The 24,964-nt window shown below is 68.5% G+C and carries 22 protein-coding genes; 7 read left to right on the top strand and 15 right to left on the bottom strand.

The features are described from left to right. Positions 1 to 9 precede the first annotated feature (9 nt). Positions 10 to 939: an ADP-ribosylglycohydrolase family protein gene (locus tag NA12_RS30270; protein WP_084473228.1), complete on the bottom strand. Its 930-nt coding sequence runs from the start codon at positions 937 to 939 to the stop codon at positions 10 to 12. Positions 940 to 1,063: 124 nt separating this feature from the next. Next, the gene (gene rarD / locus NA12_RS30265; RefSeq protein ID WP_067459244.1) at positions 1,064 to 1,978 is read right to left on the bottom strand and encodes an EamA family transporter RarD; all 915 of its coding nucleotides are present in this window, start codon (positions 1,976 to 1,978) and stop codon (positions 1,064 to 1,066) included. 34 nt (positions 1,979 to 2,012) lie between these two features. On the opposite strand from rarD, the gene NA12_RS30260 reads away from it, so the two are divergent. Together NA12_RS30260 and NA12_RS33955 are read left to right on the top strand one after the other, a co-directional pair. Next, on the top strand, positions 2,013 to 4,436 hold the full coding sequence (locus tag NA12_RS30260; RefSeq protein ID WP_067459241.1) for an HAD-IC family P-type ATPase: 2,424 nt from the start codon (positions 2,013 to 2,015) through the stop codon (positions 4,434 to 4,436). A gap of 125 nt (positions 4,437 to 4,561) precedes the next feature. Then, positions 4,562 to 4,735, top strand: a complete 174-nt coding sequence (locus tag NA12_RS33955; protein WP_157106422.1) for a hypothetical protein — start codon at positions 4,562 to 4,564, stop codon at positions 4,733 to 4,735. 34 nt (positions 4,736 to 4,769) lie between these two features. On the opposite strand, the gene NA12_RS30255 is transcribed toward NA12_RS33955, so the two are convergent. The 3 genes from NA12_RS30255 to lspA all read right to left on the bottom strand — a co-directional run bounded on the left by NA12_RS30255 (position 4,770) and on the right by lspA (position 7,314). Continuing rightward, positions 4,770 to 5,453 (bottom strand): hypothetical protein, encoded by a 684-nt coding sequence (locus NA12_RS30255; RefSeq protein WP_067459287.1) that lies wholly within the window; start codon positions 5,451 to 5,453, stop codon positions 4,770 to 4,772. A 166-nt stretch (positions 5,454 to 5,619) separates the two neighbouring features. Further along, positions 5,620 to 6,546: an RluA family pseudouridine synthase gene (locus NA12_RS30250; RefSeq protein ID WP_067459238.1), complete on the bottom strand. Its 927-nt coding sequence runs from the start codon at positions 6,544 to 6,546 to the stop codon at positions 5,620 to 5,622. Between the two features lie 150 nt (positions 6,547 to 6,696). Then, the gene (lspA, locus tag NA12_RS30245) at positions 6,697 to 7,314 is read right to left on the bottom strand and encodes a signal peptidase II (protein WP_067459235.1); all 618 of its coding nucleotides are present in this window, start codon (positions 7,312 to 7,314) and stop codon (positions 6,697 to 6,699) included. An 85-nt stretch (positions 7,315 to 7,399) separates the two neighbouring features. Between lspA and NA12_RS30240 the strand changes: the two genes are divergently transcribed. Continuing rightward, positions 7,400 to 8,353 carry a hypothetical protein gene (locus NA12_RS30240; protein ID WP_243655131.1) on the top strand — a complete coding sequence of 318 codons (954 nt, stop codon included), beginning with the start codon at positions 7,400 to 7,402 and terminating at the stop codon, positions 8,351 to 8,353. Further along, positions 8,350 to 9,066: a sensor domain-containing protein gene (locus tag NA12_RS30235; protein WP_132370294.1), complete on the top strand. Its 717-nt coding sequence runs from the start codon at positions 8,350 to 8,352 to the stop codon at positions 9,064 to 9,066. The genes NA12_RS30240 and NA12_RS30235 overlap by 4 nt, the downstream gene beginning before the upstream one ends. Positions 9,067 to 9,073: 7 nt before the next feature. Here NA12_RS30235 and NA12_RS30230 read toward each other — a convergent pair whose 3' ends face one another. Next, on the bottom strand, positions 9,074 to 9,922 hold the full coding sequence (locus tag NA12_RS30230; protein WP_067459229.1) for a TIGR03619 family F420-dependent LLM class oxidoreductase: 849 nt from the start codon (positions 9,920 to 9,922) through the stop codon (positions 9,074 to 9,076). 185 nt (positions 9,923 to 10,107) lie between these two features. On the opposite strand from NA12_RS30230, the gene NA12_RS30225 reads away from it, so the two are divergent. Beyond that, positions 10,108 to 10,575: a VOC family protein gene (locus NA12_RS30225; protein WP_067459226.1), complete on the top strand. Its 468-nt coding sequence runs from the start codon at positions 10,108 to 10,110 to the stop codon at positions 10,573 to 10,575. Positions 10,576 to 10,631: 56 nt separating this feature from the next. Here the strand turns inward: NA12_RS30225 and NA12_RS30220 are convergent, their stop codons facing one another. After that, the gene (locus NA12_RS30220; protein WP_067459223.1) at positions 10,632 to 11,054 is read right to left on the bottom strand and encodes a QcrA and Rieske domain-containing protein; all 423 of its coding nucleotides are present in this window, start codon (positions 11,052 to 11,054) and stop codon (positions 10,632 to 10,634) included. 208 nt (positions 11,055 to 11,262) lie between these two features. Here NA12_RS30220 and NA12_RS30215 point away from each other — a divergent pair, with 208 nt between their 5' ends. After that, positions 11,263 to 12,246: an NAD(P)-dependent alcohol dehydrogenase gene (locus NA12_RS30215; RefSeq protein WP_067459219.1), complete on the top strand. Its 984-nt coding sequence runs from the start codon at positions 11,263 to 11,265 to the stop codon at positions 12,244 to 12,246. A gap of 2 nt (positions 12,247 to 12,248) precedes the next feature. Here the strand turns inward: NA12_RS30215 and NA12_RS30210 are convergent, their stop codons facing one another. The 8 genes from NA12_RS30210 to NA12_RS30175 all read right to left on the bottom strand — a co-directional run bounded on the left by NA12_RS30210 (position 12,249) and on the right by NA12_RS30175 (position 21,267). Beyond that, positions 12,249 to 12,869, bottom strand: coding sequence for an LON peptidase substrate-binding domain-containing protein (locus NA12_RS30210; protein WP_067459216.1), 621 nt, complete (start codon positions 12,867 to 12,869; stop codon positions 12,249 to 12,251). Between the two features lie 59 nt (positions 12,870 to 12,928). Beyond that, positions 12,929 to 14,833 carry an acetate--CoA ligase gene (gene acs / locus NA12_RS30205; protein ID WP_243655130.1) on the bottom strand — a complete coding sequence of 635 codons (1,905 nt, stop codon included), beginning with the start codon at positions 14,831 to 14,833 and terminating at the stop codon, positions 12,929 to 12,931. 73 nt (positions 14,834 to 14,906) lie between these two features. Next, the gene (locus tag NA12_RS30200; protein ID WP_067459213.1) at positions 14,907 to 16,544 is read right to left on the bottom strand and encodes a monocarboxylic acid transporter; all 1,638 of its coding nucleotides are present in this window, start codon (positions 16,542 to 16,544) and stop codon (positions 14,907 to 14,909) included. After that, positions 16,541 to 16,894: a DUF485 domain-containing protein gene (locus NA12_RS30195; protein ID WP_067459210.1), complete on the bottom strand. Its 354-nt coding sequence runs from the start codon at positions 16,892 to 16,894 to the stop codon at positions 16,541 to 16,543. The genes NA12_RS30200 and NA12_RS30195 overlap by 4 nt, the downstream gene beginning before the upstream one ends. A 152-nt stretch (positions 16,895 to 17,046) precedes the next feature. Beyond that, positions 17,047 to 18,801, bottom strand: a complete 1,755-nt coding sequence (locus tag NA12_RS30190) for a sodium/solute symporter (RefSeq protein ID WP_067459207.1) — start codon at positions 18,799 to 18,801, stop codon at positions 17,047 to 17,049. A gap of 68 nt (positions 18,802 to 18,869) precedes the next feature. Then, entirely contained in the window at positions 18,870 to 19,235 is a 366-nt protein-coding gene (locus NA12_RS30185) for a hypothetical protein (protein WP_067459204.1), read from the bottom strand. Then, entirely contained in the window at positions 19,232 to 20,029 is a 798-nt protein-coding gene (locus tag NA12_RS30180; RefSeq protein WP_067459201.1) for a LytR/AlgR family response regulator transcription factor, read from the bottom strand. The genes NA12_RS30185 and NA12_RS30180 overlap by 4 nt, the downstream gene beginning before the upstream one ends. A 59-nt stretch (positions 20,030 to 20,088) precedes the next feature. Then, the gene (locus NA12_RS30175) at positions 20,089 to 21,267 is read right to left on the bottom strand and encodes a sensor histidine kinase (RefSeq protein WP_067459198.1); all 1,179 of its coding nucleotides are present in this window, start codon (positions 21,265 to 21,267) and stop codon (positions 20,089 to 20,091) included. A gap of 120 nt (positions 21,268 to 21,387) precedes the next feature. Between NA12_RS30175 and dnaE the strand changes: the two genes are divergently transcribed. Further along, positions 21,388 to 24,933, top strand: a complete 3,546-nt coding sequence (gene dnaE, locus NA12_RS30170; protein WP_371856036.1) for a DNA polymerase III subunit alpha — start codon at positions 21,388 to 21,390, stop codon at positions 24,931 to 24,933. Positions 24,934 to 24,964: the final 31 nt, after the last annotated feature.

Genomic DNA, 24,964 nt, shown 5'->3' with positions numbered 1-24,964 from the left:
CCCGCCGCGCTAGCGGGAGTTGGTGGCGATGCGCAAGGCCAGGTCCGGGAGATCGGCGCCGGTCAGGCCGGGGTAGCCGTGCAGGAGGGCGCGCCAGCGGGCGGGAACGGCCGAGGCGCCCCAGCGGGCGCCGAGCAGGCCACCCGCGATGGCGGCGGTGGTGTCGGTGTCGTTGCCGGCGCGGACACACGCCGCCAGGGCCAGCGCGAGATGTTCGGGTGTCGACTGATCGGTGGTCGTGATCGCCCACCACGCGGTCTGCAGGGCGTGGACCACCCAGCCGTTGTTCGGGAAGTCGGCGGGCGTGCCCTTCTCCGCTTCGTCGAGGCGATCGGTCCAATACTCCGATTGCGGTGAGCCGCTGACATATTCGCGTACCCCGTCGAAATCGGCGTTCAGTACCGCATGCCTGATCGCGTAGGTCCAGATCTTGCACGCCTCGACAGCCTGCTCGTCGTGGTGGGTGAGCAGCCCGACCCGGCCCGCCGCCGCGACGCACGCGGCGGCGTCGTCGAGATAGGCCAGCGCGACCGGCGCGGTCCGCATCAGCGACCCGTTGCCCCCGGTTCGTCCGGTCAGCGACATCGCCACGGCCTGCATGTCCAGCGCCGAGGCCGGCCTGGCGGACAACACGTTTCGAGTCTGGTTCCCGATGTCGGGTGGCTTCGAGTCGTACCAGGAGACGAATCCCGCCGCGACGGCGTCGAGATCGATGCCGGGCCCACTGGCGGCCGCCACCGCCACGGCGACGGCCATCGACGTATCGTCGGTCCACTCGCCCGGTGCCCAGTCGAAGACGCCGCCGCCGATCATGTCGACCACCGCGTCCGGCCCCGGATGAGTGAACTCGTAGCCCGCTCCCAGCGCATCACCGGCAGCGGTACCGACCAGCACTCCGGCGACCCGATCCGAGTACCCCGCATCGTGCACAGAATCCACCCCTCTCGGGTGTGCCCGCTCTCCGATTCCTCCGGTGGGCAAGCCTACCGGTCGGCTTGTGATCCACCAGCGAGTCACGCCGGTGCGACACCGAATCGAGCTTGCGATGTGACACCGGATCGCCCTAGAGCGCGGCCGCCTCTGCCTCTGCCACCGAGAGTGCCCTGCCGCGGCGACCCCGCAGCAGGGCGTCGGTGGTGAATACCGCCAGCGCTGTCCAGATCAGCGCGAATCCGGCCCAGCGGGAGGCCGGCATGGGTTCGTGCATGACCGCGACACCCCAGGCCATCTGGAGCGCGGGGGTGAGGTACTGCAGGATGCCCATGGTCGAGAGCGGAACCCGTTTGGCCGCGACGGCGAACAGCAGCAGCGGCAGCAGGGTGACCGGCCCGGTGGCGAGCATGAGACCGAAATGGGCGGGGCTGGAGGTCATCTCGCTGCGGCCGGTGGCCATCAGGACGAGCAGCAACGCCAGCGCGAACGGCACGGCCACGATGCCCTCGGCGGCGATGCCGGGCAGCGCGTCGAGCCGGATCACCTTCTTCACCAGCCCGTAGGCGGCGAAGGAGCCGGCCAGGATCAACGCGATCACCGGCGGCCTGCCGTAGTCGACGGTCAACACCACCACGGCCAGTGCACCCAGCCCCAACGCCGCCCACTGCGCCCTGGTGAGTCGTTCCCGGAACAGCAGCACGCCGATGGCGACCGTGACCAGCGGGTTGATGAAGTAGCCGAGCGCGCATTCCACGATGTGCCCGGTGGTGACGCCGAGGACATAGACGCCCCAGTTCAGCGACAACGCCGCCGAGGCCGCGGCCGCCATCCGCCAGGTCCTGGCATCGATCCCGCGCACGGCGCCGAGCCGCCCCGTCAGCGTGAGCACGAGCAGCACCACCACCAGTGTCCACACGATCCGTTGCGCCACGACTTCGGCGGGCGAGGCGAACGACAGCAGGCCGAAGAAGGCGGCGAACGAACCCCAGATGAGGTAGGCCCCGGCCCCGAAAACGACTCCGGGCGGGGATGAGCTGCGCTGCATTCATCCCATGTTACGACCGGCTAATCTGGCGAGCATGTCCATTTCCGTGCAGGAACCCGCGGCTGCCGGGCTCACCGCCGCACAGGTCGACGAGCGCCGCCGCGACGGGCGCACCAACGACGTTCCCGCCAGGGCGAGCCGGTCGGTCCGCGAGATCGTCCGCGCGAACGTGTTCACCCGCATCAATGCCATTCTCGGTGTGCTGTTCCTGCTGGTGCTCTCGACCGGCTCGATCATCGACGGCATGTTCGGCCTGCTCATCGTGGCCAACAGCGCGGTCGGCATCATCCAGGAGGTCAGGGCGAAGCGGACCCTGGACGAGCTCGCGATCGTCAGCCAGGCCAAGCCGACGGTGCGCCGCGACGGCGTCGCCCAGCAGGTCGCCCCCGGCGAGGTCGTGCTCGACGATCTGATCGAGCTCGGCCCCGGCGACCAGATCGTGGTCGACGGTGAGGTCGAGGAGGCCGCGGCGCTCGAGATCGACGAATCGCTGTTGACCGGCGAGGCCGATCCGATCGACAAGATCATCGGCGCACCGGTGATGTCGGGCAGTTTCGTGGTGTCGGGTTCGGGCGCCTACCGGGCGACCAAGGTCGGCAAGGACGCCTACGCGGCGCAACTGGCCGACGAGGCCAGCAAGTTCACGCTGGTGCACTCCGAATTGCGGTCGGGCATCGACAAGATCCTGAAGTTCATCACCTACCTGCTCATCCCGGCCGGCCTGCTCAGCATCTACAACCAGTTGGTCTCCAGCGGGGAATCGTGGCGCCCGGCCGTCACGGGGATGGTCGCGGCGCTGGTGCCGATGGTCCCCGAGGGACTGGTTCTGATGACCTCGATCGCCTTCGCGGTGGGCGTGGTGCGCCTGGGCAAGCGTCAGTGCCTCGTCCAGGAATTGCCCGCGATCGAGGGCCTGGCCCGGGTCGATGTGGTGTGCGCCGACAAGACTGGCACGCTCACCGAGAACGGCATGCGCCTGGCGCAGGTCCAACCGCTCGGCGCGTTCGACGAGGCGCAGGTGAAAACCGCGCTCGCCGCGCTCGCGAGCGACGACCCGCGCCCCAATGCCAGTGTGCAGGCGATCGCCGAAGCGCTGCCCGACTCGCCCGGCTGGTCGCAGACCGCCATCGCGCCGTTCTCCTCGGCCAAGAAGTGGAGCGGCATTTCCTATGGCGCCCATGGTGATTGGCTACTCGGCGCCGCCGACGTGCTGCTCGATCCCGCCTCCGACGACGCCGCCGAGGCCGAGCGGCTCGGGTCGTCGGGTCTGCGCGTGCTGCTACTGGCGCGCGGTGACCGCCCGGTCGACGCCGCCGACGCGCCCGGCCTGGTCGAGCCCGCCGCGCTGGTGGTGCTCGAACAGAAGGTGCGTCCCGACGCCAAGACGACGCTGGAGTACTTCGCGAGCCAGCAGGTCTCGATCAAGGTGATCTCCGGCGACAACGCCGTCTCCGTCGGCGCGGTCGCCTCCTCACTCGATCTGCCCGGCGGTGACCACGCCGTCGACGCGCGCACGCTGCCCGATGACCCGGCCGCGCTCGCCGAGGTGCTCGATCACGAAACCACCTTCGGCCGGGTGCGTCCCGATCAGAAGCGCGCCATGGTCGGTGCTCTGCAATCGCGCGGGCACACCGTCGCAATGACCGGTGACGGCGTCAACGACGTGCTGGCGCTCAAGGACGCCGATATCGGTGTCGCGATGGGCGCCGGTAGCCCGGCCACCCGTGCGGTGGCGCAGATCGTGTTGCTGGACAACAAGTTCGCGACCCTGCCGTACGTGGTGGGGGAGGGTCGCCGGGTGATCGGCAATATCGAACGCGTCTCGAACCTGTTCCTCACCAAGACCGTGTACTCGGTACTGCTGGCCTTCCTCGTCGGCCTGGCCGGGGTCGGATCGCAGATCTTCGGCTACGACCCCATCGGGTATCCGTTCCTGCCGCGCCACGTCACCATCGCGGCCTGGTTCACCATCGGCATCCCCGCGTTCGTGCTCTCGCTCGCGCCCAACAACGAGCGCGCCCGCACCGGCTTCGTCGGCCGGGTGATGCGGTTGGCGGTGCCCTCCGGCGTGGTGATCGGCGTGGCGACGTTCGTGGCCTATCTCATCGCCTACGCCGGACCGGAAGCCACCGAAACCCAGAAGGTGCAGGCGGGCACCACCGCGTTGATCACGCTGATCATGATCGCGGTCTGGGTGCTGGTGCTGGTCGCGCGGCCGTATGTGTGGTGGAAGGTGGTGCTGATCGCGGTATCCGTGCTGGCCTACGTCGCGCTGTTCACGATCCCGTTCACCCGCGAGTTCTTCAAGCTCGACCCCTCCAACCCGCGTCTGACGCTGGCGGCGGTGGTCTGCGGTGTGATCGGTATCGTGCTGGTCGAACTGGCATGGTGGGTGCAGGCACGGCGCGCGGGTGGCGCGGGCAAGCTCTTCCCGCCGGTGGGTGCGCAGGGCGCGTGACCCACCGCTGAGCCGGGGCCGGGTGGTTTCGAGAACCCTTGTGCCGGACGGGTATTCGGTGTTGGAGTACCTTTGCCGGTTATGGAGGTATTGCTGCCGCTGTCGCACTGTCTCGGGACCACCCGGTGACCCCCGACGAATTGGATGATCTGTTCGCCGACCTCATCGCGCAGATCGATCGGCTCGACATCGACGCGCTGGAACTACTGGCAGCCGCGTACGACCAGGCCGGGGATGTCGACCGGGCCCGCGAGCTGTGGGTGATGGCGCAGACCCGTCGCGACGCGGAGCTGCCGTAGATAGTTGCCCGCGCATCGGCCCGGTCGCGGGGGGCTACTCGGGGGGAACCGGACCGTCGTCGGGTTCCGGTGTGACGGTATCGCTGCTGCCCGGCAGTAGCGGACTCACCGCGAACCGTCCCGCGATCGCGTCGGCCGGTAGCGCCTGCACCGCCCTGACGCCGGGTCGGTTTGCGAGATCGCGCAATTGGGGCAGGGTGCCGCGCACCACGATGCCCGCCGTGCACGCGCACCCGGCGCGCAGGCGGCTCTCGGTCACGTGGGCGATGGCGGCGCTGCGCGCGTCGCGGAACTGCTGGGCGGCGACCAACCCCGCGGCGGCCTCGCCGGACTTCACCGCGGGCTCGTCACCGGCGGGCGTTGCGACGGTGATCACCGGCGTCTGGACCCGGTCGAGCGGCACGTGCTGGACCACCCCGGAGATCCGCAACCCGTCGGCCATGGCCGGAAGCTGTTGGGGCGTGACGTATTCGGTGAACGACACCAGCGCCCAGTGCTGATCGGTATCGCCACGCTGATCGGTATCGCCACCGTCGAGGGAAGCCCGGGCGTCGAGCAGGTAGCGCTCGACCTGCTCGCCGGGCGCGGGTCCCAGCCGATCGGTGGCCACCGCCGACGCGGGCGGCGGTTCGCGAAAGGCGATCACCAGCAGGATCGCCACGGCGATCGCCGCGATCCCGAAGATCACCGGATTGCGCAGCGAGGCCCGTCGTTGCATCGAATTCCGCTCCGCGGCAGGCGATTCCGCGGGCATGTTCCCCAGGGGCTCGGCGGAATCATCCTTGCCGCCGAATGCGGCAGGTCCACGGCTGTCGGCTCGGGCCGGTGTATCCCCGCGGTCGTCCGACGCCGAATCCGGCGCCGGTTCGGACGACCGCGGGTCGTCAGGCATTGCGTAGTACGTCCAAGGCGCCCGCCAGATCGGCGGGGTACTCGCTGGTGATCTCGAGCCAGCGACCGTCCGCCGGGTGATGGAAACCGAGCTGACGCGCGTGCAACCACTGCCGTTCCAGGCCGAGGCGCTTGGCCAGCGTCGGGTCGGCGCCGTAGGTGAGGTCGCCCGCGCAGGGGTGGCGGACCGCGGAGAAGTGCACCCGGATCTGGTGGGTGCGGCCGGTCTCGAGGTGGACGTCGAGCAGGCTGGCCGCCTGGAACGCCTCGATGGTGTCGTAATGGGTGACGCTCGGCCTGCCGTCACCGGTCACCGCGAACTTCCAGGCATTGCCCCGCGCACGCCCGATCGGCGCGTCGATGGTGCCGCTGCTCGGATCCGGGTGTCCCTGCACGAGCGCATGGTATTGCTTGTCGACCGTGCGTTCCTTGAAGGCGCGCTTGAGCATCGTGTAAGCGTGTTCGGATTGTGCCACCACCATCACCCCGGAGGTGCCCACGTCGAGCCGGTGCACGATGCCCTGCCGTTCGTGCGCGCCCGAGGTGGAGATCCGATAACCCATCGCCGCCAGGCCGCCGACCACGGTCGGACCGGTCCAGCCGACGCCGGAGTGCGCGGCGACGCCGATCGGCTTGTCCACGGCGACGATGTCGTCGTCGGCGTAGAGGATGTTCATCCCGTCGACCGGAACGGGATCGACGGTGAGCTCGCGTTTGGGTTCGGGGAAGATCACTTCCAGCCACGCGCCCGCGGTGAGCCGGTCGGACTTTCCGGCGGCGACGCCGTCGAGCTGCACCGAGCCGTCCTCGGTCAGCGCTACGACCGCGGTGCGCGAGAGACCGAGCAGGCGGGCGAGTCCCGCGTCCACCCGCATCCCGTCCAGCCCGTCGGGCACAGGCATCGTCCTGGTTTCTCTCATGCGGTGTCCTCCGGCGTATGCCCGAGGGGCCCTCCGTGGTTACGCACGCTGCCTCCTCCGGGCCCTGACTCGGTCATACGGTGTCCTCTGGCGTATGCCCGAGGGGCCCTTCGTGGTTACGCACGCTGCCTCCTCCGGGCCCTGACTCGGTCATACGGTCTCCTCGGTGTGTTTGCGTCCGCTGCGGGTGCCGTCCGGTTCGAAACCGAACACGGTGAGCGCGACCAGCAGGATCGCCCCGCACACGATGGCGGAGTCGGCGACGTTGAAGACCGGCCACCAGCCGACGGCGACGAAGTCGACCACATGGCCCTGCAGCGGGCCCGGGTATCGGAAGAGCCGGTCGACCAGGTTGCCCAGCGCGCCACCGAGAACCATGCCGAGGCCGATGGCCCACCACACCGATCGCAGGGTGCGCCCGATCCGGATCACGCCGATCACCACCGCGGCGGCGATCAAGGTGAGCAGCCAGGTCATCCCGGTCGCCATCGAGAACGCCGCGCCCGGGTTGCGAACCAGGGTGAACCGCGCGAAATCACCGATGATCGGGACCGATTCACCCGGGTCGATGAAGGCGACCGCGAGGCACTTGGTCAGCAGATCGAGGCCGAACAGGGTGGCGGCGATGATCAGCAGCGTCGTCAAACGGCGGCGACCAGCGGGTTTCGCCGTCTCGGTGGCCTCGGGCACGGCAGCCGCGGACGGGGTGGCCGCGTCGTCGCCGGACTCGGGGACGGCGGCGTTGTCGGTTGGCCGGTCTTCACTCACGCGTCCATCATTCCCTAGTGGTGATCCGGCCCGCGCCGCGGTGCCGCGGAGTCCCAGGTGTTACTCAGGAAGCGGTCGTACCCTGATGGCTGTGACGGTGTTGTCTAGATCTCGCGTACCCCGCATCGCGCGCCCCGGGGTGTTACTGGTGGCGCTCGTGCTCGGGTTCGCGACCTTCGGCGCGGGGTGCGCCGACCGCTCTGCCCCCGCGGCGGAGGCCGACGGCACCGAGCCGCTCGGTATCGGCAAGGAAGTCACCGTGCCGATCTCGGCCGCGGTCACCACCATGGTCTCGCCCGGCGAGGAGCCGCGCGATCTGCTGCGGCCGCGCTACGCCGCGGGCACCACGCAGGAGGTGACGCTGCGCACCGACTACCGCATCCAGCAGCAGGTCAACGATCAGCCCACCCGCGATTTCTCGCCCGCCGCGCTGACCATCCCGATGACCGCGCGCACGGGCGCCGACGGCGTCGATCTCACGGTCGGTGCGGTCACCACGCCCGACCCCGCGCTCAACAAGGCCTTCACCTCGGCCGACGGTTCGCACGCGGGCTTGGGGATGAGCGACCTCGGCGCGATCACCGAGCTGCGCATGGCGCCGTCGCCGGACACCCCGAACACCGCGCGGGCCGCGCTGGAACAGGCCTTCTATCAGGCTGTGTACCAGTCGATCGCGTTCCCGGACCAGCCCGTCGGCGTCGGCGCGGTATGGACGGTGCACCAGAAGATCACCGGCGGGGTCACCCTCGATCAGGTCACCACCGCCACTCTCACCAGCCGCGAGGGCGACCGGCTCACCATCGATCTCCAGGTGAACCAGATCCCCACCGACACCGTGTGGGAGTTGCCCAACGACGCGGGCGAGCTCGACATCGCCGGTTATGTCATGGAAGGCGTCGGCTCGATCACCATCGATCTCGGTATGCCGCTGCCGGTGTCGGGTTCCATCGAGATCGGTGGACAGCAGACCTATCGCGACATGCGCAGCGTGAGCACCCTGGTGCAGACGCAGTCGACGCGCGTTACCTGGACGGAATGATGCGGGGTGACTCGCTGCGCGTAGGCGCGGTCGTTTCCGCGTGTGTCGGGTTGGTCGGCGTCGTGGGCTGCGGGTCCGACGACACGGCGGACTCGCCGGGATCGGGTCCGTTCTCCGCCGCCGTCACGGCCGCACCCGGAACCGGGTCCGTGATCCGCGATCCAGCGCGCCTGTCGGCGGGTCTGCTCGCCGAGACCGATCTGCCCGGCGATTTCGCGGTTGTGGCGCCGCGCGAGGAAACCGACCAGCCCGCGGTACCGCAGGCGGCACCGACGGATCCGCCGGACTGCGGGCGGCTGCTCTCGCCGATCGCGCAGCAGTGGCCGGGGTCGGCCGCCGCCGCGTCGGTGCAGTTCGCGGGGCCCAGCTTCGCCACCATCGACATCGACGCCGCGAGCTATCCGGACGCGGCGTTGGGTCCGGCGTTCGACGCGCTCCAGGCGCAGCCTCGACGCTGCACCGGCTACTCGGGCGAGGACGCGGGCGTACGGATCGAGTATCGAACCAGCGCGCTCGCACAGCCCCCCGCGGGCGACGCGGGCTCGGCCTTCGCCCTGACCGCCACGAGTGAGGGGCTCACCCTCACATCGGCGACATCACTCGTCCAGGTGGGCAACACGCTGGTTCAGGTCGTCGTCACCGCGCCCGAGGTCGTCGACCCCGGCGTGCTCGCCGACCTCACCGCCGCGCAGGTACGCAAACTGCGCGGCTGAGACCGGTTCACGCCGCGACGGCGAGTTTCCCGCCGAGGTAGCCGAGATACCCACGGACGTCGTCGGCACTCTTGTCCGGCAGACCGAAGACCACCTCGGTGACGCCGAGATCGGCCCAGCGGATGAGTTGCTCGGCATCGTGGCGGCCCGCCAGCGCGATCACCCTCGGGGTGCCGTCGCGGCCCGCGTCCTTCCACACTCGGTGCAGCAGTTCGATTTTGGCGCCGAGCTCACCTTCGGTGGGGGTGGTGATCCACCCGTCCGCGTTGGCCGCCAGCCAGCCGAACGACTTCTCGGTACCGCCCGCGCCGAGCAGGACGGGGACCCCGGCACGCACCGGCTTGGGCCAGGACCAGCTCGGGCCGAACCGCACGAAATCACCGGCGAATTCGGCTTCCTCGTTCGACCACAGTGCCCGCATGGCGTCGAGGTTCTCGCGCAACACCGTGCGTCGCTTGTTCGCGGGCACGCCGTGATGGGCCAGTTCGTCGGTATTCCAGCCGAAACCGACACCCAGTTCCACCCGGCCACCGGACAGGTGATCGAGGGAGGCGATGGTCTTGGCGAGGGTGATCGGGTGGTGTTCGGCGGGCAGCGCCACCGCTGTCGACAGGGTGATCCGCTCGGTGACCGCGGCGGCCGTGGCCAGCGCGACCCACGGGTCGAGCGTGCGCAGGTACCGATCGTCGGGCAGCGAGGCATCCCCGGTCTGTGGGTGTGCCGCGGCCCGCACGACCGGGATGTGGGTGTGCTCGGGGACGTAGAACGCGTCGAATCCGGCGTCCTCGGCGGCCTTTGCCGCATCGGCGGGCGTGATGCCCCGGTCACTGGTGAACAGCACAACCCCGTAGCGCACGTCCCGGCCCTCCGATTTCGGCAGCAAAACTGAAACAGGTTCTAAACCTGAGACCAGTTCTACAGGAGTAGAACGAGTTCTACTAGTCCGGATCGTCGAATGGCCGATCGACGGCCTTTTCCCGACCCGGTGAGGGGAATACGCTGGTGGTCGTCCGAGCATCACTCTCGACACGGAGGTATCCGATGTCTGATGTTTCCCCCTTCCCCGACGGCTATCCGCGGATCTGTCCCGGACTGGCGTGCGCGGGAGCCGGCGCCGCGATCGACTTCTACACCGCGATCTTCGGCGCGACCGTGCGGATGAAGATGGACGGCCCCGGCGGCACCGTCGTCCACAGCGAACTGCTCGTCGGCGACTCGGTGCTGATGGTCGGCGACCCGGTCCCCGAGATCGGTTTCGTCGACCCGAAGGCCGCCGGCGGCTCCGGGGTGAACCTGATGGTCTACGTCGCCGACGCGGACGCCGCCTTCGCCGCGGCGCTCACCGCGGGCGCCACCGCGATCACCCCGATGACCGACCAGTTCTACGGCGATCGCAGCGGCGCCTTCGAGGATCCGTGGGGTCACCGCTGGACCGTGGCCACCCACATCGAAGAGGTCTCGCCGGCGGAAATGGAACGGCGCATGGCCGAGATGATGAACCAGGGCTGATCGCACCGGCACGCCCGCACTGTCGGCGAAGGCCGCCGTGCGGGCGTGCCGCGTGTCTACGCCGGAACGATCGAGTCACCTTCGACGCGAACGGGTTTGGCGGCCAGCGGCTTGGTCGCGGGACCGCCGCGCACCGCGCCGTCGAGCTCGAAGCGGCTGCCGTGGCAGGGGCAGTTGATCGTGCCTCTGGCCACGGTGGCGACCTTGCAGCCGGCGTGCGTGCAGGTCGATGACAACCCGAGGAAAGTACCCGCGGTCGGTTGGGTGACGACGGTGTCGCCGACGATCACCCCACCGCCCACCGGAACGTCCGCCGCTTTGGTCAGCGCCTCCGCCGGCGCCCCCGGTGTGGGAGGAGCGGCGGCCGCCGGTGGGGGGTCGTCGTCGCCACCGCACGCGGTCAACGTCGCCGCGGCGGCCACCACGCCGACGCCGACCACGACGGTGCGACGGTTCAGCGAGAAATCGTTGGGGGTCATCGGTCGTTCTCCGCTTCCGTTGGTGAGTACTCCGGTCCGCGCCACACGCCGACCGGCTCCTTCCCTGTCAACGGCCCACGCCCACTCCCGGTTCGACCGATTCCGAGGCGGAATTCGACCGCCGCATCGCGCGGTCGCGCGAAATCTCCGGACACATCGGGGGATTCCCTGATGTGGAGGTGCGGTCGGGACGCCTAGCGTTCTCGGTGTGAGGGCGATCGTGCAGCAGGTATACGGGTCACCGGCGATGCTGAGGACTGCCGAGGTCGAGCGGCCGCAACCGGGCGCTGGACAGGTGCTGGTTCGGGTGCGCGCCGCGTCGGTGAACGCGCGGGATTGGCATGTGATGCGGGGGGATCCGAAGATCGCACGATGGATGGATCGGTCGGTCTTCGGCCGTCGGGGACCGGCGAACCCGGTGCCGGGCGGTGACTTCGCGGGAACGGTCGCGCAAGTGGGCGACGGTGTCACGGATCTGGCTGTGGGTGACGAGGTCTTCGGTGAGGCGGTCAGCGGGGCGTTCGCGGAGTACGTCGCGGTGGCGCGGGGATTGCTCGACCGGAAACCGGCGAACCTGAGCTTCGAGGAAGCGGCGGCGGTGCCGTTGGCCGCCAATACCGCCCTGACCTGCCTGCGCCATGTCGGCGACGGCGAGCGAGTGCTGATCATCGGCGCGTCCGGCGGCGTCGGCACCTTCGCGGTGCAGATCGCCAGGGCACGAGGCGCGCGGGTGAGCGCGGTGTGCAGTACCCGCAATGTCGAGGCGGCGCGCTCGCTCGGCGCGCACCACGTCATCGACTACACCCGCGACACCGTGACCGGCCGCTACGACACCGTGCTCGACCTGGCCGGAACACGGACTCTGCGGACACTGCTGCGCCTGGTCGAACCCACCGGCACGCTGGTCCTGTCCGGCGGCGGCAACTTCGACGGCGGCAGCTGGTTCGGCCCGGTCGGCCTGCTCGCGCGCGGGCAGCTGGCCCGACCCTTCGTGAAACCGGCCATTCGCGCTCCGCTGGCGGAGCAGACGCCGCAGGCACTGACCGAGCTGCGTGACCTGATCGAGTCGGGCCTGCTCCGCCCGGCCATCGACCGGGCCTATCCACTGGCCGACACGCCCGCCGCCATCGAGTACATGGAGACCGAACACGCCCGCGCGAAGGTCGTGATCACCGTCGCGCCGGCGAGCTGACGTCACAGCAGGCGGAACTCCATCATCGCGATCGCGTCGTCGACGGACGCGGACAGGGCCGCCAGTCGGCCGTGCGCGTTCGGCGCGGACAGGGCCGCCTGGCGATCGGTCGGGCCGATCGGCAGACGCGCCGCGAGCTCGTAGGAGCGCGTGGTCGGATCGTCGGACAGATCGTCCAGCGATGCCGACGGTGGCGGACGACGGATGCCGTTGCGTCGCGCGAACTGGGCCGTGAGGGTGTGCAGGCGGTCCGCGCGTTCGCGCAAGCCTGCCAGCAACGCGCTGTCGTCGGTGCCGGGGTCGTCCGGCCATGTTTCGGCTTCCGCCTGCGGATACGGGGCGTCGGCGAGCCACTTCTCGATGCGGATGCGGTCGGTTCCCTTGCAGCGCAGCCGGTATCGTTCGCCGGGCAGCTCGATGACCTCGGTGATCCGGGCGACGGTGCCCACCTGCGTGCGCACCTCGCCGCCGCCCACCTCGTGTCCGCGCGCGATCAGCACGACACCGAATTCCGGCTCCCGCCGACCGTCCGTGCAGTCCCGCACCAGCGCCACATACCGCGGCTCGAAGATCTGCAACGACAACGATTCACCGGGTAACAGCACCGCGCCCAGCGGGAACATTGGTATCTCCACCGTCCCAGCATGCCCGGTGTCGTGCGGACTACGGTCATCCGGCGCGCTCACGCGGTGGCGATCGCCTCGAACACCGTGGGATCGACCAGGGTCGAGGTGTCGCCGAGTTCGCGGCCCTCGGCGACATCGCGCAGCAGTCTGCGCATGATCTTGCCGCTGCGTGTCTTGGGCAGCTCCGGCACGATGTGGATCTCGCGCGGCCGCGCGATCGGACTGATCTCCAGCGACACCGCGGCCTTCAACTCGGACACGAGCGCGTCGGCCGTGGTCGCCGATCCGGTGAGGATGACGAAGGCGACGATGCCCTGCCCGGTGGTCTCGTCGGACGCGCCGACGACGGCGGCCTCGGCGACGGCCGGATGCCCGACCAGCGCGGACTCGACCTCGGCGGTGGAGATGCGGTGTCCGGAGACGTTCATGACGTCGTCGACGCGTCCCAGGATCCACAGATCGCCGTCGTCGTCGAGCTTGGCGCCGTCCCCGGCGAAATACCAGCCATCGGAAGCGAAACGCTGCCAATAGGTTTCGCGGTAGCGATCCATGTCGTTCCAGATGCCGCGCAGCATCGACGGCCACGGCTGATCCAGAACGAGCAGCCCGGATTCGCCGTGTCCGAGGGTTGTGCCGTTGTCGTCGACGACCCTCGCGGAGATGCCGGGCAGCGGGCCCATCGCGGCGCCGGGTTTGGCCGCGGTGACGCCGGGCAGTGGTGCGATCATGATGGCGCCGGTCTCGGTCTGCCACCAGGTGTCGACGATGGGTGTGTTGTCGGCGCCGAACACGTCTCGGTACCAGCGCCAGGCTTCGGGGTTGATGGGTTCGCCGACGGAGCCGAGTACCCGCAGGGTGCTCAGGTCGTGTGCGTCGGGGATCTCGCGGCCCCACTTCATGAACGTGCGGATCAACGTCGGCGCGGTGTAATAGATGGTGACGCCGTACTTCTCGATGATCTCGAAATGACGATGCTCGTCGGGGAAATTCGGAGTGCCCTCGTACACAACCTGAGTCGCCCGGTTGGCGAGTGGACCGTAGACGATGTAGCTGTGTCCGGTGACCCAGCCGATATCGGCGGTGCACCAGTAGATGTCGTGTCCCGCTTTGTGGTCGAAGACATTGTGGTGGGTGTAGGCAGTCTGGGTGAGATAGCCACCGGTCGTGTGCAGGATGCCCTTCGGCTTACCGGTGGTGCCGGAGGTATAGAGGATGAACAGCGGATGCTCGGCGGGGAAGGCTTGCGCTTCGTGGGAAGGCGAAGCGACAGAGACGGTTTCGTCCCACCACAGGTCGCGCACCTCGGTCCACGGCACGTCCAGGCCGACCCGGCGCACCACCAGCACATGCTCGACACTCGACGGATCAGAACCCAGCGCCTCGTCGACGGCGTACTTCAGCGCCGCGGGCTTGCCGCGCCGCCACTGACCGTCGGTGGTCACGATCAGCCTGGCTTCGGCGTCGTCGACCCGCTGGCGCAGGGCCGTGGGGGAGAACCCGGCGAATACCACCGAGTGGGTGAGTCCGAGCCGCGCGCACGCCAGCATCGTCACGATCGCCTCGGGCACCATCGGCATGTAGATCGCGACCCGATCACCGGCCACCAGCCCCAGCGCGGTGAACGTGTTCGCGGCCCTGCACACCTCGTCGAGCAGTTGCGCGTAGGTGATCGCCCGCGAGTCACCGGGTTCGCCCTCCCAGTGGATGGCGACCTGGTCGCCGTGCCCGTCGATGACGTGGCGGTCGACGCAGTTGTAGGCGACGTTGAGTTCGCCGTCGCCGAACCAGCGCGCGACCGGCGCGTCGGTCCAGTCGAGGACCTCGGTGAAGGGTGTGTGCCAGTGCAGCCGGTTGGCCTGCTCGGCCCAGAAACCGTCGCGATCGGCGCGCGCCCGCTCCGACAGCGAGGCATCGGCATTGGCCTGCGCGGCGAACTCCGGGGCGGGCAGGTAACTGGTCACAAGAATCTCTCTTTCGAAGAACAGGGGTGGAACCCGTGCCGGTGGGGCGAACCACCGGCACGGGCGGGTGGCGTCAGTGCGAGATAGCCTTCTCCGCACCCACGCCGGTCAGTGACCGGACTTCCATCTCCGCGGCCTTGGCCTGATCGACCTGCTCGCCACGGCCACCGAGGAAGGTGCCGAGCACGCCGAGTGCGAACGCCAGAGGAATGGAAACGATGCCCGGGTTGGACAGCGGGAAGTAGTCGAAGTCCGCGCCCTTGATCATCGCGGTCTTGCTGCCCGATACCGCGGGCGAGAACACGATGAGCACGATGGTCGAGATCAGGCCGCCGTACATCGACCACAGCGCGCCGGTGGTGTTGAAGCGCTTCCAGAACAGCGAGAACAGGATCGTCGGCAGGTTCGCCGCCGCCGCCACCGCGAACGCCAGCGCCACCAGGAACGCGATGTTCTGGCCGTTGGCGAGGATGCCGAGGCCGATCGCGAGCACACCGATCACCACCGCGGTGATCCGCGAGACCCGTACCTGCTTGACCTCGTCGACATTGCCCTTCTTGATGACACTGGCGTAGATGTCATGGGCGAACGAGGCCGACGCGGTGATGGTGAGTCCGGCCACGACCGCGAGGATCGTCGCGAACGCGACCGCCGAGATCACCCCGAGCAGGACCACTCCGCCGAGTTCGAACGCCAGCAGCGGCGCCGCCGAGTTCTGACCACCCGCCGCGGCGAGGATCTTGTCCGGGCCGACGATCGCCGCCGCGCCGTACCCGAGCACAAGCGTGAACAGGTAGAAGGCGCCGATCAGACCGATCGCCCACACCACCGAACGCCGAGCCTCTTTCGCGGTCGGGACGGTGTAGAAGCGCATCAGCACGTGCGGCAGACCCGCGGTGCCGAGCACCAGCGCCAGGCCCAGCGACAAGAAGTTCAGCTTGGACGTCTCGCTGCCGCCGTATTGCGCGCCGGGCGCGAGCACATCGCGGGCGGCCACCGCCTTGTTGGCGGACTCGCTCACCGATTCCTGTGCGGCACCGAGGATGTCGGAGAAGTTGAAGCCGAACTTCGCCAGCACCATCACCGTCATCAGCCCGGCGCCCGCGATCAGCAGCACCGCCTTGATGATCTGCACCCACGTGGTGCCCTTCATGCCGCCGACCAGCACATACACGATCATCAGCACGCCGACGGCCGCGATGACGATGGATTGTCCGGTGCGACTGGAGATATCGAGCAGCAGGGCCACCAGGCCGCCCGCGCCCGCCATCTGCGCGAGCAGGTAGAACAGCGAGACGGTGAGGGTGGTCAGCGCGGCCGCGGTGCGGACCGGGCCCTCCTTCAATCGGAAGCTGAGGACATCGGCCATGGTGAATTTGCCGGTGTTGCGCAGCATCTCGGCCACCAGCAGCAGCGCGACCAGCCAGGCGACGAGGAACCCGATCGAATACAGGAACCCGTCGTAGCCGTACACGGCGATCGCGCCCGCGATGCCGAGGAAGCTCGCGGCCGACAGGTAGTCACCGGCGATGGCGATGCCGTTCTGCGGGCCGGAGAAGCCACGCCCACCGGTGAAATAGTCCGCGGCACTGGCGTTGTTGCGGCTGGCCCGGATCACCACGACCATGGTGACCGCGACGAACAGCAGGAAAATGGCGATATTGGCGACGGGGTTGCCCACCGTCGACGACGCGGCAAGGGTGACGCTCATGCCTGGGTTCCCTCGAGTTCTTCACGGATGGCCGCGGCGCGCGGATCCAGCTCACGGTTGGCGAAACGGACGTAGAGCCCGGTGATGAGGAAGGTGGAGACGAACTGCCCGAGGCCGAGCAGCAGACCCACGTTGATGTTGCCGAAAACCTGGCGCGCCATGAAGTCGTGCGCGTACGCGCCGAGCAACACATAGCTCAGATACCACACCAGGAACAGCGCGGTCATCGGGAAGATGAAGCGCCGCAGTCGGTGTCGAAGCTCTTGGAACTGCGGGCTCGCTTGTACCGCGAGCCATTCGTCGGCACTCGGCGTGCGCGGTTGCGGCGCCTCGGTGTCGGTTCGGGTCATGCCGGTCGTCCTAGCGTGAAGGGGGGTCGTGCGTGGAGATGACGGTAGGTCCCCGGACGCGGGCGCATGACGGTGTGGTGTGGGTCACTCGGTGAAGGTGGCCGCCCGTGCGGTGAGCGGTCGGTGTGGCGCGACGAACGGTCGCCGCGAGATCACCGGTGAGTGGCGGTTTCGGGGTCGCGATCGGCGCTCATCCCGAGCCGCTCGGGCGCGTGCATGCGCACGAACACCCCCGCCACCGCCCGCCGATCCTGTCCCGTGGTCGCGAGGCTGACCAGGATCGTGACCGCGAAGGCCAGTGGCACGCTGACCGCACCCGGATAGTCGACGATCGCGGCGGGCCAGCCGTTCGCCAGCGCGGGGGACACGCCACCGAGCACCGCGACGACGGTCGCTCCGCCCGCGGTGATGCCGCCGGTGAGCATTCCCGCGGCCGCGCCGGTCGCGGTGAGTCCGCGCCACCAGATGCCGAGCACCAGCAACGGGCACAGGGTCGACGCGGCCACCGAGAAGGCGAGGGCGACGGTGCGCGACAGATCCAGCGACGCCACGCTCACCGCGAGCGTCAACGGGACCAGGCCCGCGACCAGCGCGGCGAGCCGGAAGTCCCGGATCCGGCCGCGCAGCACGTCGGTACTGAGCACACCGGCCAGGCTGACCAGCAGTCCCGACGAGGTGGACAGGAACGCCGCGATCGCCCCGGCCGCCGCCAGCGCGGCCAGCAGCTGTCCACCGAGCCCGCCGAGCACGGCGCCGGGTAGTAGTACCACCGCCGCGTCGGAGGCGCCGGTGATCAGCAGTTGGGGCACGTAGAGGCGGGCGAAGACGCCGAGCAGAATCGGGAACAGATAGAAGACGCCGACCAGCCCGATCACTGTCAGCGCCGTCCGGCGCGCGGACGGGCCGTCGCGATTGGTGTAGAAGCGGACGAGCACATGGGGCAGTCCCATGGTGCCGAGGAAGGTCGCCACGATCAGGGAGAACACCTGGTACTGCGGATGTTGCCCACCGAATCCGCCGCCGGGCGCCACCCAGCTCGCGCCGTCGGCAGGCGCGCCGGCTACCACCGGAACGGCCGAGCCCGGCGCCAGGATCAGTTCGGTGCCTGCGGCGAGGGTGTGATCGCCCGGTGTCAGGACGACCGAGCCCGCGGTGGGCAGCCCGTCGAGGTTCCCGGTGATCGTGACCTCTTGCGAAACATCGAGGTGCACGACGACATCGGTGGAGATCTCGACGGTGGTGCGCTCGGCGACGGTGGGGGGCACCGGGGTGGCGACCGGTCGTTCGTCGGCGAGGAAATGCAGGCCGAGCACCAGCGCGGGCACCGCCACCGCCGTCAATTTCAGCCAGTACTGGAATGCCTGCACCATGGTCACCGACCGCATGCCGCCGCCGATCACATTGGCCAGCACGATCGCGCCCACCGACACCGCGCCCACCCAGTCGGGCACGCCGAGCAGAATGTGCAGGGTGAGTCCGGCCCCTTGGAATTGCGGGATCAGGTACACCGCGCACACCAGTACGACGAGACCGGCGGCCATGCGCCGCAATCGAATCGACCCCAACCGGAATTCGGCGAAGTCCGGCACGGTATACGCACCGGAGCGGCGCAGCGGCGCGGCCACGAACATCAACAGGCCCAGATAACCCGCGGTGAAGCCCACCGGATACCAGAGGGCGTCGGCGCCGTATTTGGCGATCAACCCGGCGACACCGAGAAAGGACGCGGCGGAAAGGTATTCACCGGAGATCGCCGCGGCGTTCCATCGCGAACCCACGGTGCGTGAGGCGACCAGGAAATCGGAAGTCGTGCGCGACAGCCGCACTCCGTAGAACCCGATACCGACTGTGGCGAGCGCGGCCAGCAGTAGCGCGGCGACCGTCAGCGCGGGGGTGTCGTGGCTCATCCGATCGGCCTACGGCATCGGAGACGGTGAACGCCGTGTGGCGACCGCGTCATTTCGCCGGGCACGGATCAGTCCCCGGCCACTTCGAGGAAGTCGTCCTCGTTGCGCTGCGCCAGGCGCACATACAACCACCCCGCCGCGTAGAGCGCCGGAAACGCGACGATGCCGAGGATCAGCCACGGCAGCCGCACGCCGAGCACCGCGGTCTCGGCGATCGCGTCGACGCCGAACAGCACCGGCAGCGCGCCGAACCCGACCACCACCACCAGCCCGAGACGCAACGCCAGGCCCAGTTGCGCCCGGATCAGCCCACCGATCAGCGCCGCGCCGAGATCGGTCTGCTCGACCACCTCGGTGCGGGTACGCACCTGACGCGCGCCCCGCCGCCGCGCCAGCACCACGCGTTCGCGCGGCGGTCGCTGCGGACCTGTCACCGTTGCGACCAGTTCTGCCGAGGTCCGTGCACCAACCGCTGTTTGAGTTCGCGCACCTGTCGTCGGCTCACCGGCAATTCCACCGTGCCCGCCGCCCCCTCGGTCCGCAGGCAGACCACCGTCGCGTTGCCCACGCTCCGCAATCCGGTCACCGAGCGCAACGCCACCAGATACGAGCGGTGCACCCGCAGGAAACCGGCGTCCTCCCAGCGTGATTCCAACGCCGACAACGGAATTCGCACCAAATGCGACCCGCTGCCGGTATGTAACCGCGCGTAATCGCCCTCGGCCTCGACCCACGCCACGTCGGCCCGATTCACCAGGGTGGTCACCCCGCCGAGCTCCACCGGGATCACCTCACTGGGATGGGCGGTGGCCGCCACCGCCGTGGCGGGCGCCGAAGTCCGTCCCGCCAGAATCCGTCGCACCGCCGCACCCAACCGAGCCCCTCGCAAGGGTTTGAGCAGATAGTCCACCGCGCCCAGATCGAAGGCGGCCACCGCGTGATCGTCGTGCGCGGTCACGAACACCACCGCGGGCGGCTCCGCGAATTCCGACAGGATTCCCGCCAGCTCCATTCCCGTGAGCCCCGGCATATCGATATCGAGAAAGACCGCGTCGATGGGATGGGCTCGCAACAACCGCAAGGCCCCGGTCGCCTCGTTCGCCCGGTGGATCTCGCCGACCCCCGCCTGCGTGCTCAGCAGATACACCAGCTCGTCGAGCGCCGGTTTCTCATCATCGACGGCGAGCACCCGCAGAGCGGTCGAGGTTTCATCGGTGTTCCAAGTCACAACCGATCCATCGTAACCGGCGTCGTCGGCGTCGGTGCGAACACCGTGAGAGACCGGGATCAGGCGCGGATACCGGCGCGGAACTTCGGCACCCGCATGCTGACCTTCGTGCCCGCACCGGGCGCGGTTTCCACGACCAGGCCGTAGTCGTTGCCGAAAGCGGCGCGCAGGCGGTCGTCGACATTGGCCAGGCCCACGTGGGCCGCCTCGCCGGTCCGGGCCGGTCCGGTGTCGGTGTCGACGGCGTCGAGGGCCCCGGAGCGCAGCAGGTCGGGGTCCATGCCGACGCCGTCGTCTTCGACGCTGATCAGGCAGTCGGTGCCCGCGTCGACGGCGACGATGCTCAGTTGGCCACCTCGGCCACCGCCTGCCAGGCCGTGCCGGACCGCGTTCTCGACGAGGGGTTGCAGGGCGAGGAACGGCAGCACGACACCGAGCACTTCTGGTGCGATGCGCAGCCGCACGTCCAGCGCGTCACCGAAGCGGGCCTGTTCCAACGCCAGATACCGCTCGATATTGCGCAGTTCGTCGGCGAGGACGGTGAATTCGCCCGCGGCACGGAAGGAATAGCGGGTGAAGTCGGCGAACTCGAGGATCAGTTCGCGGGCCCGATCCGGATCGGTCCGGACGAACGAGGCGATGGTGTTGAGCGCGTTGTAGATGAAGTGCGGACTGATCTGGGCTCGCAGCGCCCGCAATTCGGCCCGGTCCACCCGAGCCCTGGAAGCATCCAGTTCGGCCAGTTCCAACTGCCCGCACGCGTAGCGCGCCACCTCCGCGACCGCCCCGAGCATGCCAGGCCCCGGCTTCCCGGTCGTCACCATGCCGAGCACCCCCACCGCCGCCCCCGCGTCGATCAGCAGCGGTTGCGCGATCAACGAGTGCTCGTCGCCGGTGACCAGCACGGGCCGCTCATCGGCGACAGCCCGCCGCGCGGCCTCGGCGAACGAGGCGAACATCGCGGTGTGCGGACCGTCCCAGGCCAGCAGAGTCCCTTCGGCATCGGCCACGCCCAGCGCATCGGCACCGGCGAGCGCCCGTAGGTGTGGCGCGGCTTCGTTCGCCGACTCATCGGTCAGCCCCCGCCGCAGCGGCACGGCGGCCAGCGACGCGGTATGCAGCGCCTGATGCACGGCCCGCTGGGCGGGTGTGGTGACCACCCGCTGCGTGCGCCGCCACACCAGCAGGGCCACGACCAGCAGGGCGACGGCCACGGTGGTCACGATGACGGGGGTCATCGAGTCGGCCGATCGGTATGCACCGATCGATTATGTCGGTGTGGGCACCGAAAGTGTCAGACCCCAGTGCATAGAATGCCAGGGCCAACCCCCGCCGACTCTATGGGAGGAAGGACCGTCTTGGCTCCGTCCGGATCGTTCGTTCACCTGCACAACCACACCGAGTACTCGATGCTCGATGGAGCGGCGAAGATCTCGCCGCTGTTCGCGGAGGCGGAGCGGTTGGGTATGACCGCGGTCGGCATGACCGACCACGGCAATATGTACGGGGCCTCGGAGTTCTACAACTCGGCCAAGAAGGCGGGCATCAAGCCGATCATCGGCATCGAGGCCTACATCGCGCCGGGCTCGCGTTTCGACACCAAGCGGGTGAAGTGGGGCGATCCGGGCCAGAAGGGCGACGACGTCTCCGGCTCGGGTGCCTACACCCACATGACCATGGTCGCCGAGAACGCGACCGGTCTGCGCAACCTGTTCAAGCTGTCGAGCCTGGCCTCCATCGAGGGCCAGCTGGGCAAGTGGGCGCGCATGGACGAGGAGATCATCGCCCAGCACGCCGAGGGCATCATCGCCACGACCGGCTGCCCGTCGGGCGAGGTACAGACCCGCCTGCGTCTGGGTCACGACCGCGAAGCGCTCGAGGCCGCCGCGAAGTGGCAGGAGATCTTCGGCGCCGACAACTTCTTCCTCGAGGTGATGGACCACGGTCTGTCCATCGAGCGCCGGGTCCGCGAGGGCCTGGTCGATATCAGCAAGCAACTCGGCATCCCGCCGATCGCCACCAACGACTGCCATTACGTCACCAAGGACCAGTCGGTCAATCACGAAGCGCTGCTGTGCATTCAGACCGGCAAAACACTGTCGGACCCCACCCGGTTCAAGTTCGACGGTGACGGCTACTACCTCAAATCCGCCGCGGAGATGCGCGCCATCTGGGACGCCGAAGTCGAAGGCGCCTGCGACAACACCGAGCTCATCGGTGAGCGCGTTCAGTCTTATGACGACGTGTGGGCGCATCGTGATCGGATGCCGATCTTCCCGGTGCCCGAAGGTCACGACCAGGCCAGCTGGTTGCGCAAGGAGGTCCTCGACGGCCTCGATCGCCGCTTCCCGGACGGTCCCTCGCGCGAATACCTCGACCGCGCCGACTTCGAACTCAAAGTCATCTGCGAAATGGGTTTCCCGGCGTACTTCCTCGTCGTCGGTGACCTGATCAAGCACGCGCTCGAGGTCGGCATCCGCGTCGGTCCCGGTCGAGGTTCGGCCGCCGGTTCGCTGGTGGCCTACGCGATGGGCATCACCAATATCGACCCCATCCCGCACGGCCTGCTGTTCGAGCGGTTCCTCAATCCCGAGCGTGTGTCGATGCCCGATATCGATATCGACTTCGATGATCGCCGCCGCGGTGAGATGGTCCGCTACGCCACCGAGAAGTGGGGCAGCGACCGCGTGGCCCAGGTGATCACGTTCGGCACCATCAAGACCAAGGCCGCGATCAAGGACTCCGCGCGAGTACTGTTCGGTCAGCCCGGTTTCGCCATCGCCGACCAGATCACCAAGGCGCTGCCGCCGCCGATCATGGCCAAGGACATCTCGGTCTCGGGGATCACCGATCCCGACCACGAGCGGTACAAGGAAGCCGCCGAGGTCCGCGAACTCATCGGGTCCAACCCCGATGTCGCCAAGATCTACGAGACCGCGCGTGGCCTGGAGGGCCTGATCCGCAACGCGGGCGTGCACGCCTGCGCGGTCATCATGTCCTCGGAACCGCTCACCGACGCGATCCCGGTGTGGAAGCGCGCCCAGGACGGCGCGATCATCACCGGCTGGGACTACCCGTCGTGTGAGGCCATCGGCCTGTTGAAGATGGACTTCCTCGGTCTGCGCAACCTCACCGTCATCGGTGACGCCCTGGAGAACATCAAGGCCAACCGCGGCATCGATCTCGACATGGACCACCTGCCGCTCGACGACCCGGCCACCTACGAACTGCTCGCTCGCGGCGACACCCTCGGCGTGTTCCAGCTCGACGGCAGCGCCATGCGCGACCTGCTGCGCCGCATGCAACCCACCGGATTCGGCGATATCGTCGCCGTCCTCGCGCTGTACCGCCCCGGCCCGATGGGCATGAACGCCCACAACGACTACGCCGACCGCAAGAACAACCGGCAAGAAGTCAAACCGATCCACCCCGAACTCGAAGAGCCACTGAAGGAGATCCTGGCCGACACCTTCGGCCTGATCGTCTATCAGGAACAGATCATGCAGATCGCGCAGAAGGTGGCCGGGTACTCGCTCGGCCAAGCCGATATCCTGCGCCGCGCCATGGGTAAGAAGAAGCTGTCGGTCCTGGAAGAGGCCTACGCCGGTTTTCGCGACGGCATGCTCGCCAACGATTTCTCCGAGCCCGCCATCAAGGCGCTGTGGGACACGATTCTCCCGTTCGCCGGATACGCGTTCAACAAATCGCACGCCGCGGGCTACGGCCTCGTCTCCTTCTGGACCGCCTACCTCAAGGCCAACTATCCGGCCGAGTACATGGCGGGTCTGCTCACCTCCGTCGGTGACGACAAGGACAAGGCCGCCATCTACCTGTCGGATTGCCGCAAGATGGGCATCACGGTGCTGCCGCCCGATGTCAACGAGTCGGAGCTGAACTTCGCCTCGGTCGGCACCGATATCCGGTTCGGTCTCGGCGCGGTGCGCAACGTCGGTACCAACGTGGTCGGCTCGATCATCTCCGCGCGCAGGGAGAAGTCGAAGTTCACCGACTTCTCCGACTATCTGAACAAGATCGACGCGATCGCCTGCTCCAAGAAGGTCACCGAATCCCTCATCAAGGCGGGCGGATTCGACTCACTCGGGCATCCGCGCAAGGGCCTGCTGCTGATCCACTCCGATGCGATCGACGCGGTGATGTCGACCAAGAAGGCCGAGGCGATCGGCCAATTCGACCTGTTCGGCGGGCTCGGCGACGGCGACGAATCGATGGCGTCGGTGTTCAATGTCAAAGTCCCCGAGGACGAATGGGAGACCAAGCACAAACTCGCCCTCGAACGGGAGATGCTGGGGCTCTACGTGTCCGGCCACCCGCTCAACGGTGTCGAGCACGTGCTCGCCGCCCAGGTCGACACTCCCATTCCGGCGATCCTGGAAGGCGATGTCAAGGACGGCGCGCAGGTGACCATCGGTGGCATTCTCGCCTCGGTGAACCGCCGGATCAACAAGAACGGGTTGGCCTGGGCCTCGGCGCAATTGGAAGACCTCACCGGTGGCGTGGAGGTGCTGTTCTTCCCGCAGTCGTACTCGGTGTACGGCATGGATGTGGTCGAAGACGCCGTGGTGCTGGTGAAGGCCCGGGTGTCCGTGCGCGACGATCGCATCTCCCTGATCGCCAACGACCTCGTCGTCCCCGACCTCTCGGCCATCGGCGTGGCCAAGCCGGTGGCGGTGGTCATGACGACCCGGATGTGCACGCCCGACAAGCTCGGTGAGCTGAAGAAGGTCCTCACCCGCCACCAGGGCACCTCGGATGTCTTCATCCGCCATGTCGGCGCCCGTGAGAAGACCACCATGCTCAAACTCGACGACGCCTGGCGCGTGTCTCCGTCGTCGGCGCTGATGGGTGACCTGAAAGCGCTCCTCGGCCCGGGCTGCCTGGGCTGAGCGAGCCGAAGAGGTCGACACCACCGGCCGG

The sequence above is a fragment of the Nocardia alba NBRC 108234 genome, from assembly GCF_001612665.1.
GTDB lineage: Bacteria > Actinomycetota > Actinomycetes > Mycobacteriales > Mycobacteriaceae > Nocardia > Nocardia alba.
Note: the sequence above shows the minus strand (reverse complement) of the source record. Positions and strands in the feature narration are given on the sequence as shown.